The sequence below is a fragment of the Nostoc flagelliforme FACHB-838 genome, from assembly GCF_014698065.1.
Classification (GTDB): Bacteria; Cyanobacteriota; Cyanobacteriia; order Cyanobacteriales; family Nostocaceae; genus Nostoc; species Nostoc flagelliforme_B.
The window spans coordinates 1-14,651 of the sequence record NZ_JACJSI010000048.1; the positions used below are offsets into that span (position 1 = coordinate 1).

Here is a 14,651-nt window from a genome sequence, read left to right on the forward strand (position 1 = left end):
AACGAATTTTTGAGGACGCTGTATAGCGAAAATCTGTTGACCTTTGATACACAACATTTAAGCTGGCAATGGAACATTGCTCAAATTGAAGCCCAAGATATTACCGATAATGTGGTGGAGTTGCTACTGATCCAGTTAAATAAATTACCAGAAAACACACAGCAAATTCTCCAGTTAGCAGCTTGTATCGGTGCTGAATTTAATTTAAACACGTTAGCGATTGTTTGCGAACAATCTCCTAAAGCAATTTCTCTAGATTTACTAGTAGCCATTCAAGCTGGATTAATTCAACCTATATCTGAATTAGATGAAAACCTGTTAGTTCAAGAATATAAGTTTTTGCACGATCGCGTACAGCAAGCTGCATACACCTTAATCGATGAGTCGCAAAAACTTGGGGTACATTTGCAAATCGGTCACAATTTACTCGAAAAGACTTCGCCACAGCAGCTAGCAGAGCGGTTGTTTGAAATTGTTGACCAACTCAATTATGGAACTGAGTTAATCAGTGAGCAATCCCAACGGAATGAGATTGCCAAACTGAATTTGCAAGCAGGTCAGAAAGCGCTGGCAGCGACGGCTTATGAAGCAGCTTTCAAGTATTTCAATGCAGGGCTTAAACTCCTTGATGTGGAAAGTTGGCAGCGTGAATATGACCTAACTTTGGTGTTGCATTCAGAGGCAGCAGAGGCAGCATACCTCAGTGGTCACTTTGACGAAATGGAGCGGCTTGTAGAAGAAGTTCTCAACCGTGCGAAGACATCGCTCGATAAAGTGAAAGCTTACGATAGCAGAATTCAAGCATGGCTGTCGCAGGGAGACCCTGAAGAAGCACTTAAAACTGGCTTGGAAGTGCTGCAACTCTTGGGAATTAGTTTAGTAGAAGCTCCAAGTCAGTTAGACGTTCAAGCAGGATTAGAGGAAACAGCTTTACAATTGGCTGGGCGGGAAATTGAAGATTTAATTGATCTGCCAGAGATGACTGAACCTGTGCCACTGGCAGCAATCCACATTTTAGTAAGTACAGTGGGTGCGGCCTTTAATGTGTCACCTGCTCTGATGGTGATGATTGTGTCCAAGATGGTGAATTTATCAATCGCCAATGGAAACGCTATCTGGTCGCTTCTCGGTTATGCTGCATACGGCATGATGCTATGTGGAGTTGTACAAGACATTGAACTGGGCTATCGATTTGGCAAACTATCCTTAAATTTAACGAAAAGATTAAGTAGCAAGAGAGGTAAGTGCAAAGCATTGCTGATGGTGAATTTTCACATAATTCACTGGAAAGCCCACCTTAAAGACACGTTCCCCGCTTTAGCGGATGCTTATCAAAGCGGGATAGAAAGTGGAGAGTTTGAATTTGCAGGTTATTGTGCATTTAGCCTATGTTATTGCCCCTTTTTTGCAGGACAAGAACTGACAGAACTGGAAGAACAAACAGCGATTTATCGTAAAGCCACCAATCAAATTAGACGAGAGACTGTTTCCACTTGGCTAGCGATGTTGCAGCAAACGATCCTGAACCTGCGAGGTCAATCTGAAAATCCAAGTCGCTTAGTAGGTTGTATTTATGATGAAGAGCAAGCACTAGCACAGGCGATCGCGGTCAAGGATGGAACTAGCCTTCACTACTTTTACTTAAATAAGCTGATTTTATGCTATCTGTTTGGGGATTATGAGCAAGCTGCAAAAACGGCTACTTTAGCAGAACAATATTTAAGCGCAGCCACAGCATTAGTCTCTGTACCTCCATTTCATTTCTATGATTCCCTCATATTTTTGAGCTTGTTTGCGGATGCTTCAAACTCTGAAAAAGCAGCTTGGTTGAATCGCGTTAAGGCCAACCAAGAGAAGATGCAGAAATGGGCACACCACGCCCCCATGAATTTTTTGCATAAGTTTCAGTTAGTTGAGGCAGAAAAAGCACGAGTTTTGGGTCAGTTTTTTGAGGCAGAGGAGTTTTACGAACAAGCAATTCTTGGTGCTAAAGAAAACGAGTACCTTCAAGAAGAAGCTTTAGGCTATGAGTTAGCTGCCAAACATTACTTAGCTCGTGGTCGAGAAAGATTTGCTCAACTTTATATGAAGGAAGCCCATTACTGCTATGAGCGGTGGGGAGCAACCGCAAAAGCCAAAGATTTAGAGACTCGCTATCCACAATTTTTTCCTCAGTCACTGAATCTGGCTCCCACACCAATTTACACCACTGCTGGAACTACTTCTAACACTTCACATATTGCTTTCGATTTAGCAACAGTGATCAGAGCATTCCAAGCCATCTCTCGCGAAATTGAACTGGATCAGTTACTCAATTCTTTGATGCAGATATTAATTGAGAACGCTGGGGCACAAACTGGATGCTTGATTTTGGAAAACGCAGGAGAATGGGCGATCGAGGCTGCTTGTGAATTCAATGATGGTGCGAATATTTGTACTACACAAGTACTGCAATCGGTTTCAATAGTAAATCGCTTACCCGAATCTATCATTCATTATGTGATTCGGACTCATGAATCTGTGATCTTAAATGATGCAACTCGTGAAGGTAATTTCATCAATGAGCCATATATTCAGCAGAACCAAACGAAATCACTTCTTTGTTTGCCGCTGTTGAATCAAAGTAAACTTGTTGGTGTGCTGTATCTGGAAAATCAATTAGCAACTGGAGCATTTACACCGGAGCGATTCTCCGAAGGAGACGCTATGCGAACGCAACTTCTAAATCTACTATCTACTCAGGCAGCAATTGCGATCGAGAATGCCAAACTCTACTCAAAGCTACGCACTAGCGAAAGTCAGATGGCTCAATTTCTAGAAGCGATTCCAGTTGGAATTGGCATCGTCGATGCGGCAGGTCGTCCTTATTACGCAAATCAACGGGGTATCCAGTTAATGGGTAGAGGGATTGATCCTTCCGTACCACCTAATCAAATCGCTGAGGTTTATCAGTTCTATGTGACCGAAACGAATCAAATCTATCCAACAGAGAGACTGCCAGCCATCCGGGCGTTGAGCGGCGAACGTACCAAGATTGATGATGTAGATATCCGGCAGAACAATACAACCATTCCAATTGAGGTATGGGGCACTCCTGTCTTTGATGAACAGGGCAATGTAGTTTATGGAATCGTTGCCTTTCAAGACATTACCGAACGCAAGAAAGCTGAGAGACTACTTGCTGATTATAATCGCACCTTAGAACAACAGGTTGCAGCACGGACAGCAGCTTTACAGCAAAGCGAAGCAGAACTACGTTATCGAGAACAGGAATTACGAGTGATTACGAACGCTCTACCTGTTTGTATCACATACATAGATGCCAACCAGCGTTATCGGTTTGCCAACCGCACTTACGAGGAATGGTTTCACCGTAGTCCAGGTGAGATTCTAGGCAAGCATGTTTGCGAAAACTTAGGTGAAGCGTCTTATCAAGTTGTACAACCATACATCAATCAAGCGCTGGCAGGCCAAATCACAACCTATGAGGCAGAAATTCCTTGTGTGTTTGGCAAGAAATATATCAGTAATTCCCTCATCCCTGATTTCGATGACAATGGTCAAGTGAAAGGATACTATGGTCTGATTGCAGACATTAGCGATCGCAGACGTGCTGAAGAAACTTCAATTCTGGAAGAGCGCAACCGCATGGCACGAGAAATTCACGATTCGTTAGCACAGGCTTTTACAGGCATTTTGCTTCATGTAGGATCTGTAACACAAATGCTGGTAGATGATTCAGGCTCTGCTCAGATATATCTGGAAAGGCTGGAAAAGATTGATGAATTAGCTCGAACTGGACTTGCTGAAGCTCGTCGTTCAGTGGTAGCGCTCCGTCCCCAGTTGTTAGAAGAGAATACTTTACAGAGTGCTTTACATCGCCTTGTGACTCAAATGCGCTCAACTACTAAGACGACTTTAATCTACGAAAGCAAGGGTATAATTTACTCTCTTCCAACTGAAGTGGAAAATCATTTACTACGGATTGGACAGGAAGCTTTAACAAACGCCATCAAGTACGCAAATGCTAGTATAATTCTGGTTGAGCTAGTGTATGAGGATACTCAATGTCTTCTGCACATTAAAGATGATGGACAGGGCTTTGGCGTTGGGAGCCTTTCATCACTTGGTGGCTTTGGTTTGTTGGGAATGAGCGAGCGAGCAGAACGGATTGGCGCACACCTGGCAATTCAAAGCCAACCTGGGCAAGGAACAGAAATTATTGTCACTGTCAATCGGGAGCGAGAATCATCATGAGTCAATCCACTAAAATTCGGGTTCTGATTGTTGACGATCACTCCCTCGTTACAGAAGGATTGGCAAACATCATTAACTATGATCCAGAAATGACAGTGGTTGCTCAAGCAGAGGACGGACAACAGGCGATCGACCGTTATCGTGAACATCAGCCTGATGTCACCCTCATGGATTTACGAATGCCGAGAATGGCAGGGGTTGAAGCCATTACTGCGATTTGTGCTGAATTTAAGTCAGCTCGAATTATTGTGCTAACCACATACGATGGTGACGAAGATATTTATCGAGGATTGCGAGCAGGTGCTCAGGGCTATCTGCTTAAAGATGCAAAACCAAATGAACTTTTGAATGCAATCCGCATCGTTCATAATGGTCAGCAGTATGTTTCTCCGACCGTGGGAAGAAAATTGGTAGAACGGATGAACAACCCAGTACTCAGTGAGCGAGAGCTAGAAGTGCTCCGTTTAATGGCGCAGGGATTGAGTAATCAAGACATTGGAACTGCTCTAAATATTGGTGAAAGCACTGTTAAATCGCATGTGACTCGTATTTTGAGCAAGCTGGGAGTTAGCGATCGCACCCAAGCCGTCATTGTTGCTGTTAAACGTGGGCTTGTTAATTTATAGGTTTCACTTTAGTTAAGGCTTGGATTACGACTTTAGTCTGAGTCAATCTACTGCTTTTGATGGATTACTTCGTCCATCCTTATGTTGTCCCAAATTATGGACTTTCAGTGGATGACATATAGGAATCAATTACCTATATTGAGTTCATGCAAACGCTAACAGCAATTTAGTTGCAGGGTTTAAGTTTGCTTGACAGGTCTGAAAGATGGCTGACGATCGCAAGCATCATTCTTTGTTTGTCCCGCCTTTAATTCAGGATCACATTCAAGGTGTGCTAAGTGCCAGTGTTGTACTCATCATGTATGGAGATTATGAATGTTTTCAAAGTGCAAACGCCTATAGGTTGATTAAAGCCGCTCAACAGCAGTTAAGTCCTTCTTTCGCGGAGAATGATGTGTGTTTTATCTTTCGTCATTTTCCCCAGAAACAGATTCATCCTCATGCTCAACGGGCAGCAGAAGCAGCGGAAGCAGCAGCAATGCAAGGTCAGTTTTGGCAGATGCATGAGATGCTCTTTATCTATCAACAAGCCTTAGAGAACGGATACCTTGTGGAATATGCGAATCGTCTGGGACTTGACATTCCTCGATTTTTGCAAGACTTATCCAAAGGAGTTTATGTCGATCACATCATTGCAGACATTCAAGGTGGATATCGAAGTGGGGTAAAAGCTGCACCAGCTTTGTTTGTTAATGAGATTCGTTATCGTGAGCGTTGGACTATTGAGCAATTGATAGTAGCCATTGTGGCGGCAATTAACTAACGTTTTTGATGTTTATCCCAACAAAGGTTTTCATGAGGAGCGCTTCATGACTTTAACTTCAAATCACATGGATTAGAGGTATCAGTTCAATTCATCCCAACCTTTGGTACACCGAAACTAAATTCACTTGAATGTTGAAAGTATAGGAGGACACACATCACAAATATATCCACATTACAGTGCCGCTTAATCGGCGAATGATGCGATCTTTCCCTAAAGCAGATTAAATCTAACTACTGCCAGATCATTTCCTGCTGCTTTCCTCCAATGCCGAACAATTAAATCACGTTTTAACTCAAAGAACTTGAGTGGTCTAAATTGAGCGATCGCCCAAGAATGAAAAGTAACGAAGCTGAACAGCAAATCCACCAATCTAAAGGAGAACAAGATGAGTAGCAATTCTGTAACTAGTCAAGACATGAAACTCGAAGTTGTGGTGATACCCGTTGCCGATGTCGATCGCTCCAAAGACTTTTACAAAACGTTGGGATGGCGACTCGATGCTGACTTTCCTGGCGAAAATGGTTTCCGAGTCGTGCAATTTACCCCGCCTGGATCGCAAGCATCAATCATCTTTGGGAAAGGAGTATCGTTAGCCGAGCCAGGCTCAGTTCAAGGCTTGTATCTCATCGTTTACGACATCGAAGCAGCCCGTGCCGAACTCGTTGAGCGGGGTGTGGAGGTGAGTAAAGTATTCCACGACATCGGCGGGATCTTTCACCATGCCGGAACTGAGGGACGAGTACTAGGCCCCGATCCAAAGCGTGGCGATTATGCTTCCTATGCCTCGTTCAGTGATCCTGACGGCAATGGTTGGATACTCCAAGAGGTCAGGGTGCGGCTTCCCGGACGGTAATGGAACATTGATTGCTTAAGGACAGAAGCGAAGTTCACGACAGAGGTTATGACAAGGAAATGGGTGGAGAAGTAGAGGAGCTACTATTATCCCCTCTACCTCCTCCGCTATCAACGCAATGTAGTACCATACTAGCCAACAAGTTTTGGAGGATTTACAAATGAAGATTTTTGTTGCCGGGGCAACAGGAGCGATCGGTCGCCCACTACTCGACCAATTACTTGCCAAAGGACACAACGTAGTCGCGCTGACCCGCTCCCAAGAAAGAGCAGAGTCATTAGCGGCACAGGGAATCGAACCGGCGATCGCAGATGTATTCGACGCAGATTCAGTCAAAGCGGCTATTAGTCAGGCTCAACCGGAGGTGGTGATTGAACAACTCACCGCCTTACCCAAAACTTACAGCCGCGAATCAATGAGTGCAGCAGGGCCTCTGAATACGCGCATTCGGTTAGAAGGCGGAGCCAATGTGCTGGCGGCAGCACAGGCAGCAGGGGTGCGCCGTTACCTGAGACAGTCGGTCGCCTTCTGGGGAATTCCCGGTGCTGGATTGGCAGATGAGGAAACACCGTTATCGCTTGATGCCTCCACCGCCGTTGCCGCAGATGCTCGCCTCGTAACTGAGATTGAACGTCGTTTATTGGAAACATCCAATCTCGAAGGAATTGCTTTACGCTATGGTTTCTTCTACGGACCCGGCACTTGGTTCAACCCTGATGGCGATGTAGCGCAACAAGTGCGGCAGCAACAGTTTCCGATCGTCAGGAATGGTGATGGCGTCTGGTCGTGGTTACACATTGAGGATGCAGCGATCGCAACAGTTGCAGCCGCAGAGCAGGGCAACAGGGGTGTTTATCTGATTGTGGATGATCAGCCTTTAGCGGTGCGCGATTGGCTGCCTGCGTTTGCTCGATCACTGAATGCTCCACCCCCACCGCGAGTATCCATTGAAGATGCTCTCAAACTGGAGGGGGGTGCGGACATTGTTTACTACCAAACTCAAATGCGAGGCGCATCAAACGCCAAGGCAAAACGTGAACTGAATTTTCAGCCTCGACCATTGGAATGGATGGTTAACACCGTTGCGGCTCATGCTAACTAACCAGTTCAAAAACCTGTTACTTGCCTAAGCAGCATGGTTTCATCGCAACTTGACTGCGTCTGGGTATGAAAAAGTTTGACCAGTAATTTCAACAACATTGGAGAATAATTATGACTCAAGCAAATATGACTCAAGCAAAGCATCCTGCTGATCCAACCCCTCCAACCCTGGAAGGGAAACTGGCTCTGTTACAGAAATTAAGGGATGAATTGGGCAGTGGTGATACCATTCGTCGCCTCTTTTTTGGCGACTTGGAACCCATTGCCCTTCAACCTGGCGGAGCGAACACGGTCGTTCATCTTTACAACAAAGCTGATGATGTCACGATTGCCTATTGCACTTCCTACGATGTATTTCTGGCTGCCCGTCTGGGACGAGTCACCGAATTCGACCCCGCCGAAATCAAATAGAGATATGGTTTACGCCTTATCGAATGGCACTAAAAAAAGCTGAAATACTTGCCTGGTAGGAAGTTTAGGAAACTAATAGTTTTAAGGTCGGGAATCAGAGTAATCTGCAACTCTCAGTTTGCGATCGCTGCTTCATTAGCCTAAGTTTTTCCAAAGTGATGAAACCCTTGTAAATAATACATTTGCAATTTTCTTAGTGCCATTCAACGCCTTATCTAAGAGAGCGTGGCATTATGTCGTCAATTGAGGAAGTGACAAAAGCAATTGACCTGATCATTGCGCTTGTCGTCACGATCACGGCTTGTGCCATCGTGGTAAATGGCTTGATTATCCGGTACGGTTCTCTCGGCGATCGCCTACGTACCGTTAACCACGAACTGAACGACTTGCAGGAGTCCGATCTGGCTCACAATCAAAACAAAGCTCAGAGGATACAAGAACTTGAATCCCTGCTGAGGCACCATCATTTCGTGCATGATGCTCTTGTTTTAATTAATATTTCCATCCTAGTAGTCTGCCAACCCAAAAATGCGCTTGTGAGGGCTGGGGAAAGGGGAAGGGTTAAGGGGTAAGGGATTCAAAACCTTTCCCCCCGCCCCTTATCCCCAGAGGGGGCCCCACCTTCCCCTTTACCCTTTACCCCGCTTTCGTCACGAAAGCGAACTACTAGTCTTTATGCTGGATATGCTGGTCATTACCATAGCAGTCGCCACGAATGCCAGTTGGCTATCACAGATGGCACTGATAGTCTTTCTCGGTGGAGTTGCCGTTCTGTTTGGGGGTATGGTTTTGATTGCCTACGAGCTTCGCACATCTCACTATTCCATTCAATTAGAGGTGCATCGTATTTGTCGCCTGTGCCGCCACCAACACACTAAGCCGGTAGGAAAATGAACTAGAAGCAAAAAATTCGCAAAGACCTACGCATTCAGAATATCTGAGCTAAAGATTACTCTGGCTGGCTACATTAACGGGAAAAAAACAAGATGCAAAAGAATTACTTCATCACGCAGATCACAGCCAAGCGCATCAGGTCTAACAACCTCGCTTCCTGCTGCTTTCCTCCAATCCAAATGATTAAGTCGCGTTTTAACTCAAAGAACTTTAGTGGTGTATGTTGGGCGATCGCAGAAGAATGAAGTTAATCGAGGTGGGCATTGAGCTTCACTAACCTAAAGGAGAACAAGATGAAAACGCAGAAAGTATGGTTCATTACCGGAGCCTCCAGGGGCTTTGGGTTAGAAATTGCCAGAGCAGCCCTGGCAGCGGGCAACCAAGTAGTAGCGACGGTTCGCTCTCAGTCCGCACAACTCGCCTCTATCCTGCACAGCCACCCGGATCTGTACGTTGTGCAGATGGATGTCACACAGGAAGACCAGGTACAAGAGGCCGTTAAGCAAGGCATTGCCCGTTTCGGCCGGGTTGATGTTTTAGTCAATAATGCCGGGTTTGGCATGGTTACTGCGATCGAAGAAGCCACGGATGCCGAAGTCCGCAAACAGTATGATACCAACGTGTTTGGTTTACTGAATGTGACTCGTGCAGTGTTGCCGTACCTGCGCCAGCAAAAATCCGGGCGGGTGATCAATATCACCTCGCTGTTCGGCTACGATACAGTTCCGGGCTGGGGATTGTACGGATCCACTAAATTTGCGGTCGAAGGTCTCTCAAAAGGGTTAGCAGTCGAACTAGCACCGCTCGGCATCCACGTCACGGCAGTAGCTCCTGGTCTTTTTAGTACCGACTTCCTGAGTGCTGAATCTTATGTTGCCGCTAAGACCATCATCGACGATTACCAGGAAACGGTAGGGCCGATGCGGAACGGAGCCGATGTGCTACATGGGCAGCAGCCCGGTGATCCGAAAAAGTTTGCTCAGGTGATTATTCGACTCGCCAATACAGAACGCCCGCCACTACATTTGCCCGTCGGGAAGGACACGATCGCGATGTACCAGAACAACGCCGCGAAAATGGCACAGGAAATCCAAGCATGGCTGCCAGTCGCTACCAGCACCGACCATGACCACCGAGTAGCAGCTTTGACCATCGCCTGACCTGCAACATTCACACATTATCTCCAAAGGAGATTGTGATGAAACTGGAAGGTAAGAAGGCACTGATTACTGGGGGAAACGGCGGCATTGGCTTGGCGATCGCTCGATTCTTCATTGTTTCGGCAGCCTGGATATTATCTTCGTTAACGCTGGTATTGGCGGCGCTACAAGCGGAGGAAACGGACAAGAAGCAACCTGAGTTAATTCGATTGTGAAAGCGAGGTAGGCACAATGAAAACGAACTTTGAGAATGAGTCCTTCGAAGATGAACGTGACAACTATCAACGTGGCGCTGATGGTCGCGATATTTTCGCCGAGCGTGTCCGCATCAACCAGCACAAGCTCACCTCTGAGCTAAGGCACCAGTACGATTTTATTGTTTGCGGATCTGGATCTTCTGGCTCGGTGGTTGTCGGCAGACTAGCGGAGAATCCGGATATCAGCGTTCTGCTGGTTGAAGTTGGAGGCACTGATGATGTGCCAAGTGTCATAGAAGCAAATCAATGGCCAATGAACCTTGGAAGCGATCGCGACTGGAGCTTCCCAGGCCAGCCGAATTTATATGTGAACGGTCGTTCGATTCCGTTTTCTATGGGCAAGGTACTCGGCGGTGGATCGAGCATCAACGTCATGGTTTGGGCACGCGGACACAAGCATGATTGGGATTTCTTTGCCTCCGAAGCCAACGATCCAGCCTGGAGTTATGAATCCGTCTTGAAGATTTATCGCCGCCTGGAAGATTGGCATGGCGTGCCAGACCCAATGTATCGCGGAACAGGAGGGCCAGTATTTGTCCAGCCCGCGCCAGATCCAAACCCGATCGCACCCGCAACGGTCGAAGGAGCGCGGGTGGTGGGTATTCCTACTTTTGAAAATCCGAACGGACGCATGATGGAAGCGGCGAAGGGCGCTTCTATCAGCGATGTGCGAGTTCGCAATGGCAAGCGCGAATCGCTATTCCGCTCCTACGTCTTCCCCTATATGGATCGACCAAACCTGACGGTTCTCAGTCATGCACTAGTCACACGGCTGACGTTCCAGGGTAAGCGGGTCACTGGCGTGGAGATTGCTTATCGTGACGCGATCTATCGCATTGGTGCGGCAGTAGAAGTCGTGCTGTCGCTTGGTGCAATCCATACGCCGAAAGTGCTGATGCAATCTGGTATCGGCGATGAAGCCGAGTTGCGGCGATTTGGAATTCCTGTTGTGCAGCACCTTCCCGGTGTGGGGCAAAATTTTCAAGACCACGTTGCATTTGATTGTGTTTGGGAATATCAAAACGCTCTCGCACCCAGAAACAACCTGTCCGAGGCAATCTTTTTCTCGACGAGCCAGCCCGGGCTTGACAGTCCAGACTTATTTGTTTGTCAAGCCGAGGTGCCAAAATCCAGTGCCGAGAATGCCGTCCGGTTTGGGCTGCCTGATGCAGGCTGGACATTATTCGGGGCGATCGTGCACCCCAAAAGCCGAGGCCGCCTGCGCCTTACGGGAGCCGATCCATCCGACCCGATTCTGATTGATGCAAACACGCTGTCTGACCCGGATGATCTCAAAACCGCGATCGCCTGTGTAGAACTCTGCCGCGAAGTCGGTAACTCCGCTCCGCTTCGTCCGTTCGTAAAGCGCGAAGTGATGCCAGGTAATTTGAAAGGGGCCGAACTCGAACGCTTTATTCGGGATGCTGCGACGAGTTTCTGGCATGAAACCTGCACCGCGAAGATGGGTCGGGATGACCTGTCGGTGGTGGATAGCAATCTGAGAGTGTATGGAATCGACAATCTCCGGATCGCTGATGGATCGATTATGCCGCGAATCACGACCGGTAACACGATGGCTCCCTGCGTGATCATCGGGGAGCGGGCAGCGGAAATTCTACATCTCGAACATCAGCTGCAAACCATTGTAAAAACAAACTCAGGCGAGCAATAGAACCACCGCACTTTTCATTAGTCGCTACCAGTACCGACCATGACCAGCCCATAACGGCTTTGACCATAGCCTGACTGCAATATTCACACATTATCTCCAAAGGAGAATGATAACTATGAAGACACTTGTGTTCTTTAGGTTCAAAACTCTACTAAGTTGAGGTGATTTATGCCTTATTTCCTATAGCTTGTACTACATAATTGCAATTTTGTCAATGCGTAAGTTCTGTGGCTGAAAACAGACTGCAATTGCACTGTGCCGTTCAATAGATTCGTCCCTCATTTCACCAACCCCTCAAAAGCATAAAGGAGTTTTACTATGGGCATTGAACAGAAAGTCGCTGTTATTACCGGCGCATCGCAAGGCATCGGCGCAGCCCTTGTCAAGGCGTACCGCGATCGCAACTATCGAGTGGTCGCAACCTCGCGCTCGATCGAGCCGTCGAACGATGATGAAGTCCTGGCAGTGCCGGGCGACATCGCCGATCGAAAAACCGCCGAGCGTGCGATTTCCGAAGGCGTGTCCCGCTTCGGGCGCATCGACACACTCATCAACAACGCTGGCATCTTCATCGCCAAGCCATTTACCCAATACACCGAGGCTGACTACGAGGTATATCTGGGCACTAACGTCACTGGCTTTTTTCACATGACGCAACTCGCGATCGCCCAGATGGAGAAACAGGGTAGCGGTCATGTTGTGCAGATATCGACGAGCTTGGTTGACAACCCGATCGCTGGCGTACCATCTGTACTTGCATCACTCACTAAAGGCGGACTGAATGCCGCGACCAGATCGCTGGCGATCGAGTATGCCAAGCGTGGTATCCGGGTGAACGCGATCGCGCTAGGTAACATCAAGACACCAATGCACCCTGCCGAAACCCATGCACAGCTCGCTGCCATGCACCCAATCGATCGTATGGGCGAAATTTCTGACATCGTTGATGCAATCCTCTACCTCGAATCAGCCAACTTTGTGACGGGCGAAATCCTTCACGTCGATGGTGGTCAGAGTGCGGGTCACTGACATCACCTTGAGCCAAGAATAATGACTTTGATGCTTTCAACCAGAGTTGCTCAACCGCCTAGCCTTTAAAAGAACACAGGCATGATCTACGAATTACGCATTTATCACGCCATGCCCGGACGGCTACCCGCGCTACTCGCGCGCTTCGAGAACCACACACTGCGAATCTGGGAGAAGCATGGCATCCGCCAAGCTGGATTCTGGACAACGCTAATCGGCGAAAGCGAGAGTAACCAGCTCACCTACCTGCTTGCCTGGGACAACCTGGCTGAACGCCAGGAGCGCTGGAACGCATTCCTCGCCGACCCCGAATGGATCGCGACCAAGACCGAAACTGAGAAGGACGGTCCACTCGTGCAGAACATCAGCAATGAGTTGCTAGCACCGACCGCCTTTTCCTCGGTGAAGTGAGCGATAGGGCGAGCTACGGAACTCAAACCCGTAGCATCCGGCCTACAGACTCCTCCCCACCATCACAAGTGAGTAATGCGGACAGATAATCACTTAAAGACATATATCTTGCTTGTATTATTAGCAAGCGTGGGAGATACTTATGTGGCCTAAAACAGAACTGATAGATTTGCTCAAGATCACGCATCCAATAATTCAGGCTCCGATGGTTGGCGCTTCCACACCTGAGTTGGTTGCGGCTGTTTCTAATGCAGGAGGTCTAGGCTCCTATGGTGGTGCGGCCACCGCACCAGCCAAACTTCGCTCCATTATCAGGCAAATTCGAGAACTGACAGACAAACCCTTTGGAGTTAATTTGTTTGCCCCAGCAGTTGAAGCGTATCAACTTACGCCTGAGCTATTAACAAAATGGCACAACGAACTTGATGCCGGGCCTGTGCCCGAACCAATACCGATACTAGGACCATTTGTAGATCAATTTACTGTCCTGCTTGAGGAGAAAGTACCTGTTTTTAGTTTCCACTTTGGGCCTGCGCCAATCGAGGCAATTCGTGAGATACACGCTATAGGCTCAATTGTATTAGCAACCGCGACGACCGTCGGTGAAGCAAATGCTCTAATCGAAGCAGGAGTTGATGTCATCATAGCCCAGGGCTTTGAAGCCGGAGGTCATCGCGGAACCTTTGCAGTACCTTATGAACACGGATTGATTGGAACGGCAGCGTTGGTGCCGCAAATAGCTGATGCGGTATCAGTTCCGGTCATTGCGGCAGGCGGAATCATGGATGCTCGTGGAATCGTTGCTGCATTTGCACTTGGGGCAAGCGGGGTACAGATGGGAACCGCCTTTCTCGCCTGCCCTGAGAACAATATCCCAGAAGTATATAGGCAGGCGGTACTCAAATGTAAAGACGAAGACACGGTTATTACTGAAGTATTTTCCGGCAAACCCGCCAGAGCAATCCGAAATCGATTTATACGTGAAATGGAAAATAACAGGGATAAGGTGCTGCCCTTCTCGGCTCAGATGTCTATAGGGCGGGTTTTATATCAGACTTCTGCTCAACAATCAAATCCAGATTTTGTCAGTATGTGGGCAGGACAGGGAGCAGCACTAGCCGAAGCTCTCCCGGCAGGTGAGCTGATAGAAAAGATGATACAAGAATTTCTTGCCATAACTGCTTCTTTACAACTCAAATAATAACTTAAGAGTT

At 47.5% G+C, this 14,651-nt stretch carries 15 protein-coding genes; all 15 read left to right on the forward strand.

All coding sequences use genetic code 11. From position 1 onward, the window contains the following. Nucleotides 1–4,257 (forward strand): PAS domain-containing protein (locus H6G97_RS21480; protein WP_422394201.1); only part of this gene is annotated, 4,257 nt, incomplete at its 5' end. Continuing rightward, on the forward strand, nt 4,254–4,883 hold the full coding sequence (locus H6G97_RS21485) for a response regulator (protein ID WP_190913447.1): 630 nt from the start codon (nt 4,254–4,256) through the stop codon (nt 4,881–4,883). The genes H6G97_RS21480 and H6G97_RS21485, both read left to right, overlap by 4 nt. Nucleotides 4,884–5,088: 205 nt before the next feature. Continuing rightward, complete coding sequence (locus tag H6G97_RS21490) at nt 5,089–5,646, forward strand: DsbA family protein (RefSeq protein WP_190942712.1); 558 nt, start codon at nt 5,089–5,091, stop codon at nt 5,644–5,646. A gap of 388 nt (nt 5,647–6,034) precedes the next feature. After that, nucleotides 6,035–6,502: a VOC family protein gene (locus tag H6G97_RS21495; protein WP_190942713.1), complete on the forward strand. Its 468-nt coding sequence runs from the start codon at nt 6,035–6,037 to the stop codon at nt 6,500–6,502. A 160-nt stretch (nt 6,503–6,662) separates the two neighbouring features. Next, nucleotides 6,663–7,604, forward strand: a complete 942-nt coding sequence (locus H6G97_RS21500) for an NAD-dependent epimerase/dehydratase family protein (protein WP_190942714.1) — start codon at nt 6,663–6,665, stop codon at nt 7,602–7,604. Nucleotides 7,605–7,714: 110 nt separating this feature from the next. After that, the gene (locus H6G97_RS21505; protein WP_242055061.1) at nt 7,715–8,014 is read left to right on the forward strand and encodes a hypothetical protein; all 300 of its coding nucleotides are present in this window, start codon (nt 7,715–7,717) and stop codon (nt 8,012–8,014) included. A 233-nt stretch (nt 8,015–8,247) separates the two neighbouring features. After that, nucleotides 8,248–8,586, forward strand: coding sequence for a DUF2721 domain-containing protein (locus tag H6G97_RS21510; RefSeq protein WP_190942715.1), 339 nt, complete (start codon nt 8,248–8,250; stop codon nt 8,584–8,586). A gap of 103 nt (nt 8,587–8,689) precedes the next feature. Continuing rightward, nucleotides 8,690–8,908 (forward strand): hypothetical protein, encoded by a 219-nt coding sequence (locus H6G97_RS21515; RefSeq protein ID WP_190942716.1) that lies wholly within the window; start codon nt 8,690–8,692, stop codon nt 8,906–8,908. 92 nt (nt 8,909–9,000) lie between these two features. Continuing rightward, on the forward strand, nt 9,001–9,153 hold the full coding sequence (locus tag H6G97_RS21520) for a hypothetical protein (protein ID WP_190942717.1): 153 nt from the start codon (nt 9,001–9,003) through the stop codon (nt 9,151–9,153). A gap of 48 nt (nt 9,154–9,201) precedes the next feature. Next, on the forward strand, nt 9,202–10,068 hold the full coding sequence (locus H6G97_RS21525; RefSeq protein WP_190942718.1) for an oxidoreductase: 867 nt from the start codon (nt 9,202–9,204) through the stop codon (nt 10,066–10,068). Nucleotides 10,069–10,106: 38 nt separating this feature from the next. After that, nucleotides 10,107–10,283, forward strand: coding sequence for a hypothetical protein (locus tag H6G97_RS51380; RefSeq protein WP_199349527.1), 177 nt, complete (start codon nt 10,107–10,109; stop codon nt 10,281–10,283). Nucleotides 10,284–10,299: 16 nt separating this feature from the next. After that, nucleotides 10,300–11,997: a GMC family oxidoreductase gene (locus H6G97_RS21535; RefSeq protein WP_190942719.1), complete on the forward strand. Its 1,698-nt coding sequence runs from the start codon at nt 10,300–10,302 to the stop codon at nt 11,995–11,997. 318 nt (nt 11,998–12,315) lie between these two features. Beyond that, nucleotides 12,316–13,026: an SDR family NAD(P)-dependent oxidoreductase gene (locus H6G97_RS21540; protein ID WP_190942720.1), complete on the forward strand. Its 711-nt coding sequence runs from the start codon at nt 12,316–12,318 to the stop codon at nt 13,024–13,026. 81 nt (nt 13,027–13,107) lie between these two features. Next, complete coding sequence (locus H6G97_RS21545; RefSeq protein WP_190942721.1) at nt 13,108–13,437, forward strand: NIPSNAP family protein; 330 nt, start codon at nt 13,108–13,110, stop codon at nt 13,435–13,437. 142 nt (nt 13,438–13,579) lie between these two features. Further along, nucleotides 13,580–14,638, forward strand: coding sequence for an NAD(P)H-dependent flavin oxidoreductase (locus H6G97_RS21550; protein ID WP_190942722.1), 1,059 nt, complete (start codon nt 13,580–13,582; stop codon nt 14,636–14,638). Nucleotides 14,639–14,651: the final 13 nt, after the last annotated feature.